Raw genomic sequence first — 6,221 nt, forward strand, 5'->3', positions numbered from 1 at the left:
GCCGGGCGCGGAAACCGCGTCGGGCGGGGACGGCGTGCGGGGCGCGGACGTCGCGCCGGGCCGGGACGTCGCGCCGGGCCAGGGGGAGGACTGATGCATCTCGCCTATCCGACGGTCGTCGCCGCGCTGCTGTTCTCCGCCGGCGTGTACGGGGTGCTCGCGCGCCGCAACGCGATCCTCGTGCTGATGTCGGTCGAGCTGATGCTGAACGCGGTCAACTTGAACCTCGTCACGTTCGACGTCTGGTACCGCGACAGGCTGCACGGCGGCCAGGTCCTCACGCTGTTCACCATCGTGATCGCGGCGGCCGAGGTCGGGCTCGGGCTGGCGATCGTCCTGCTGGTGTTCCGGAACCGCAAGATGATCGACATTGACCGGCTGCGGACGCTGGCCGAGGAGGAGGACGCCGCCCGGCCGCGTCCCGCCGAGCCGGAGGCCGAACCCGAGGCGGTCGACGCGCGATGATCTGGCTCGCCTCGACGGCGGCGCTGCTGCCGTTCCTCGCCGCGTTCGCCGGGATGTTGTCCGGGCCGTCGCTGACCCGCGTCCTGCGCGGCGTGCCGGGCGGCGGCCCGGCCGCGATCGCGTGCGCGCCGGTCGCGATGTCGCTGGTGCTGTCGGCGATCGCCGCGTTCGCCGCGTGGCGCGACCCGGGCGCGCGGACCGGCGTCCTCACGCTGGTCGACACGGGGTCGGTGCCGATCCGGGTCGGGCTGCAGGTGGACGGCCTGTCCGCCGTGGTCGCGCTCATGGTGTGCTGCGTCGCCCTCGCCGTCCAGGCGTACTCGGTCGCCTACATGCGCGGCGACCGCCGGTACTCGTCCTACGCGGCGTTCATCTCGCTGTTCACGTCCGCGATGCTGCTGGTCGTCTACGCGGGCGACCTCCTCCTGCTGTACGTGGGCTGGGAGGTCATGGGCATCTGCTCGTACTTCCTGATCGGGCACCACTGGGAGGACCGGGCGAACTCGCGGGCGGCGGTCAAGGCGTTCCTCGTCACGCGGCTCGGCGACGCCGGCTTCCTGGTCGGCGTGATCGTCCTCGGCGTCGGCGCCGGGACGTTCGAGATCTCCGCGGTCGCCGCGGCGGCGCCGGACCTGCCCGGCCCCACCGTCACCGCGGCGGCGCTGCTGCTGCTCGCCGGCGTCGCGGGCAAGAGCGCGCAGTTCCCGCTGCACACCTGGCTGCCGGACGCGATGGCGGGCCCGACGCCGATCAGCGCGCTGATCCACGCGGCGACCATGGTCGCGGCCGGCGTCTACGTCGTCGCCCGGGTGTACGGGGTGTTCGCCGCCGCCCCGGCCGCGCTCGCCGTCCTCGGCGTCGTCGCGGTCGTCTCCATGGTCGGCGCGGCGTGCGCGGCGCTCGCGCAGGACGACCTGAAACGCGTCCTGGCGTACTCGACGATCAGCCAGCTCGCCGTGATGGCCGCCGGGCTCGCGGTCGGCGCGGAGTCCGCGGCGGTCTTCCACCTGCTCACGCACGGCGCGTTCAAGGCGCTGCTGTTCCTCGCCGCCGGATGCGTCATCGTGACGGCCGGGTCGAACATGCTCGCCGACTACGGCGGGCTCCGGCGCGGCATGCCGATCACGTTCTGGTCGATGACGGCCGGGCTGGCGGCGCTCGCGGGCGTCCCCCCGTTCAGCGGCTGGTTCAGCAAGGACTCCGTCATCGAGGCCGCGCAGCACTCGGCGCTCCATGGGGGTGAACCGCTGGTCCCCTCCGCACTGGCGTCCGCGTCTCCCGCCGTCGCGTGGCTGGTGTATCTCGGCTTGCTGGCCACGGTCGTGCTGACGGCCGCCTACGCGATGCGCACGTGGCTGATGACGTTCTTCGGCGAGCAGCGCGGCTCCTACGAGGTGCGCGACCCGTCGCGGATCATGACATGGACGGTCGCGGCGCTGGCCGTCCCCGCCGCCATCCTCGGCTTCTTCGGGCTCGGCGCTCCAGAACTGCGTCCCCACCTCGGCGCGTCGCTGGCCGGCGTCCTGCTGGCGGCCGCCGGGGCGGGGGCCGCCTTCCTGGTGTGGAACCGCGACCCGGCACTGGATCCCGCGCGCGCGCTCGGCCCCGCCCGCCCCGTCTTCGCGCGGGCCTTCTTCGTGGACGAGCTCTATGCGGCGGCGATCGTCCGTCCCGTCGTGGCGCTGGCGCAGTACGTCGTCACCTTCGACAGGACGCGCGTGGACGCCGCCGTCGTCTGGACCGGACGCGGTTCGCGCCGTCTCGCCGAGCTGCTCCGCGTCCCGCAGAACGGCAACCCGCAGGCGTACCTCACCGGCCTGCTCGCCGGCGTCGCCGCCATCGCCGCCGGGGTGGTGATCTTCCTGTGATCTTCGTGCTGATGACGGCGATCCCGCTGTGCGGGGCGCTGGCGCTGCTCGTCCCGGCGAACCGGTTCCTGCGCACGGACTTCGCCGTCCGCGCGTTCGGCGCCGCCGTGTCGGGCGCGACGCTGCTGGTCGCGGTGTCCGCGCTCACCGCGTTCGACTTCGGCGCCACGTCCCGCATGCAGCTGGAGGTCGACCGGGCCTGGGCGCCCGCCATCGGGCTGCGGTTCCACCTCGGCGCCGACGGGATCTCGCTGCCGCTGGTCGTCCTCACCGCGCTGCTGACGTTCCTGTGCTTCCTCTACACGCTGCGGCACCCGCCGGAGGGCGGGCGGACCAGGCTGCTGACCGCGCTCCTGCTCGTCCTGGAGATCGGGATGCTCGGCACGTTCGTCGCCCTCGACCTCGTGCTGTTCTTCGTGTTCTTCGAGACCGTCCTCGTCCCCATGTACGTGGTGATCATGCTGTGGGGCGGGGCGGGACGCCGCGCCGCCGCCTACAAGTTCATCCTCTACACCCTCCTCGGCTCCGGCCTCCTCCTCGCCGGGATGCTGCTCGTCGGCGCGACGTCCGGCACGCTCGACATGACCGCGCTCGCCGAGCGGCACGGGTCCGGGCTGACCCGCGGCGTCCAGATCACCGCGTTCGCGCTGATGGGGATCGGGTTCGCGGTCAAGGCGCCGATGTGGCCGCTGCACACCTGGCTGCCGGACGCGCACACCGAGGCGCCGACCGTCGGCTCCGTCCTGCTCGCCGGCGTGCTGCTGAAGATGGGCACGTACGGGCTGGTCCGCGTGGCGCTGCCGCTAGCCCCGGACGGGGCCGAGTTCTGGGCGCCCTGGCTCGGCCTCCTCGCCGTCATCGGCATCATCTACGGGGCGCTCGCCTGCCTCGGCCAGCGCGACCTCAAACGAATGATCGCCTACTCGTCCGTGGGGCACATGGGCTTCGTCCTGCTCGGCATCGCCACCCTCACACCGGTCGGCATCAACGCCGCGCTGTTCGGCAACATCGCGCACGGCCTCATCACCGGCCTGCTGTTCTTCCTCGCCGGGTCGGTCAAGGAGCGCTGGTCCACCACCGACATGGCCGCGATCGGCGGCGGCATGCTCGGCACGTCCCCGCGGCTGGCCTCCATCCTGACGTTCGCGGCCGTCGCGTCGCTCGGGCTGCCGGGGCTCGCCGGGTTCTGGGGCGAGGTGCTCGCCCTCGTCGGCGCGTACCGGCCGCACGCCGGCCTGCCCCGCGAGACGTTCGTGACGTTCATGGCCGTCGCCGCGCTCGGCACCGTGCTCACCGCCGCCTACTTCCTGCGGATGCTCGCCAAGCTCACCCACGGGTCGCCCGGCGACGCCGGCCGCGGGCCCGTCGCCGCCGTCTCCGCCCAGGAGTACGCGGCGTGGGTGCCGCTGATCGCGCTCACGCTGCTCGTCGGCCTCTGGCCGAAGACCCTGCTGGACGTGACCACCGGGCCGGTCCGCGCGCTGTTCGGAGGCGGCTGATGATCCAGGGCATCGACTACGCGGCGATCGCGCCGCCGCTGATCCTCGCCGCCGCCGCGATCGGGCTGCTGCTCGCCGACGCGTTCGACGTCCCGCGGCGCGTCCTGTCCCTGCTCTCGGCGGGGTCGCTGCTGGCGGCGCTCATCGCCGTGGCCGCACTCGCCGCCGGGGAGCGCCGCGCCACGTTCTGCCTGCCGGACGGGCTGCGCTCCGGCGGCCCGCCCTCCTGCTCCTACGTCGCGGACGGCTTCACCCTGCTGTTCCAGGGGATCGTCCTCGGCGCCGCCGTGATCGTCGTCCTGCTGTCCCTGCGGGAGATCACCGACTCGAAGATGCCGGCGGGGGAGTACCACTTCCTGCTGCTCGCCGCCGTCACCGGCGCGCTGGCCCTGGTCGCCGCCCGCGACCTCGTCCTGCTGGTGGTCGCGCTGGAGACGCTGTCGCTGCCGGTCTTCGCCCTGGCGGCGCTGCGCCGCTACGACGGGACGGCGTCCGAGGCGGCGCTGAAGCTGTTCCTCGTCTCCGTCGTCTCCACGGCGATCATGCTGTTCGGGATCAGCCTCGTGTACGGGGCGACCGGCGCCATGCACCTGGACCGGATCGCGCCCGCCCTGTCCGGGCTGGACGCCGGCCTGGACCCCGTCGCGTCGGTGGGCTCCGTCCTCGTCCTCGCCGGGTTCGCGTTCAAGGTCGCCGCCGTCCCGTTCCACTTCTGGGCGCCGGACGTCTACCAGGGCTCCCCGCTGCCCGTCGCCGCGTTCCTGTCCGTCGTGTCGAAGGCCGCCGGGTTCGCCGGCCTCGCGATCGTCCTCGCCCTCGGCCTGCCCGCGTACGGGCACGTGTGGGGGCCCGTGATCGCCGTCGTGGCCGCGCTCACCATGACGCTCGGCAACGTGCTCGCGCTCCGGCAGCGCACGCCGATCCGGCTGCTCGCCTGGTCGTCGGTCGCCCAGTCCGGCTACATGCTCGCGCCGCTGGCCGTCGGCTCGCACCGGCTCCCCGAGGCCGTCGCCGCCACCACCGCCTACGTCGCCCTCTACGCCGTCATGAACCTCGGCGCGTTCGCCGTCGTGATCGGCTTCCACCGGCGCACCACGCTGGACGACTACCGCGGCCTCGCCCGGCGCAGCCCCGCCGCCGCGACCGCGCTCGCCTTCTTCCTGATCTGCCTCGCCGGCCTGCCGCCCGGCGTCATGGGGCTGTTCGCCAAGGTCGTCGTGTTCCGCGCCGCCGTCGCCGGCGGCGTCACCTGGCTGGCCGTCGTGATGGCGATCAACACCGTCATCGGGCTGTACTACTACCTGGCGTGGGCCGTGCGCCTGTTCACTCCGTCCCCCGCGGGGGAGCACCCCGAGGAGGGACCCGGCCTGCCGGTCCGCGCCGCGATCGCGGCCACCGCCGCGGGCGCGGTCGTCCTGTCCGCCGCGCCGCAGATCGTGCTGCAGACGGTGTCGCAGGTCAGCTGACCGGGGGAACGTTCACCCAGGTCAAACCGTTGATGTTCATGCCGGAGTCGACGGGGAGGCAACGGAAGTGCGAAGCAACGGCGTCAAGACGGCAGCACTGATCGCCGCGCTGTCCGCCCTGATGCTGGTCGCCGGATGGGCGTTCGGCGGCGGAACCGGGCTGACGGTCGCGCTGATCATCGCGCTCGGCACCAACGGGGTCGCCTACTTCTTCAGCGACCGGATCGCGCTGCGCTCCATGCGCGCCCACCCGGTCGGCGAGGTCGAGGCCCCGGCGCTGTACCGGCTCGTCCGGGAGCTGTCCACCGCGGCCCGGCAGCCGATGCCGCGCCTCTACATCTCCGAGACGCGCCAGCCCAACGCGTTCGCCACCGGCCGCAACCCGCGCAACGCCGCCGTCTGCTGCACTCGCGGCATCCTGCACATCCTGGACGAGCGCGAACTGCGCGCCGTCCTCGGCCACGAACTCTCCCACGTCTACAACCGGGACATCCTGATCTCCTCGGTGGCCGCCGCCATCGCCACGGTGATCACGTACCTGTCCCACCTGGCGATCTTCCTGCCCATCGGCCGCTCCGAGGACGACGACGGCCCCGGCGTCCTCGGCGCCCTGCTGATGCTCGTCCTCGGCCCGATCGCCGCCGCGGTCGTCCAGATGGCGATCTCCCGCACCCGCGAGTACTCCGCCGACGCCGCCGGAGCGCTGCTCACCGGCGACCCGCTCGCCCTCGCCTCCGCGCTCCGCAAGATCGACGCCGGCACCCGCGCGATGCCGCTGCCCCAGGACCCGGAGCTCGCCACCACCAGCTCCCTGATGATCGCGAACCCCTTCTCCGGCGCCGGGATCGGGAGGCTCTTCTCCACTCACCCGCCCACCGCCGACCGGATCGCCCGCCTGGAGCGCATGGCCGGCCTCCGCTAGG

Annotated in this window: 5 protein-coding genes; all 5 read left to right on the forward strand. The window is 73.3% G+C overall.

What is annotated here, in order from left to right:
* Positions 1–93 precede the first annotated feature (93 nt).
* The 5 genes from nuoK (at position 94) to htpX (ending at position 6,220) form a co-directional block, all read left to right on the forward strand.
* The gene (nuoK, locus tag ACIWVC_RS08810; protein ID WP_396446336.1) at positions 94–465 is read left to right on the forward strand and encodes an NADH-quinone oxidoreductase subunit NuoK; all 372 of its coding nucleotides are present in this window, start codon (positions 94–96) and stop codon (positions 463–465) included.
* Positions 462–2,333: an NADH-quinone oxidoreductase subunit L gene (locus ACIWVC_RS08815; RefSeq protein ID WP_396453964.1), complete on the forward strand. Its 1,872-nt coding sequence runs from the start codon at positions 462–464 to the stop codon at positions 2,331–2,333. Before nuoK ends, ACIWVC_RS08815 begins: the two co-directional genes overlap by 4 nt.
* Positions 2,330–3,832, forward strand: a complete 1,503-nt coding sequence (locus ACIWVC_RS08820; RefSeq protein WP_396446339.1) for a NuoM family protein — start codon at positions 2,330–2,332, stop codon at positions 3,830–3,832. Before ACIWVC_RS08815 ends, ACIWVC_RS08820 begins: the two co-directional genes overlap by 4 nt.
* The gene (locus ACIWVC_RS08825) at positions 3,832–5,298 is read left to right on the forward strand and encodes an NADH-quinone oxidoreductase subunit N (RefSeq protein WP_396453965.1); all 1,467 of its coding nucleotides are present in this window, start codon (positions 3,832–3,834) and stop codon (positions 5,296–5,298) included. Before ACIWVC_RS08820 ends, ACIWVC_RS08825 begins: the two co-directional genes overlap by 1 nt.
* Before the next feature lie 67 nt (positions 5,299–5,365).
* A complete protein-coding gene (gene htpX / locus ACIWVC_RS08830; RefSeq protein WP_396446341.1) occupies positions 5,366–6,220 on the forward strand; it encodes a zinc metalloprotease HtpX in 855 nt (284 codons plus the stop codon).
* Position 6,221 lies beyond the last annotated feature (1 nt).

The sequence above is a fragment of the Actinomadura sp. genome (assembly GCF_044508335.1).
In the GTDB taxonomy this organism is placed as follows: domain Bacteria; phylum Actinomycetota; class Actinomycetes; order Streptosporangiales; family Streptosporangiaceae; genus Spirillospora.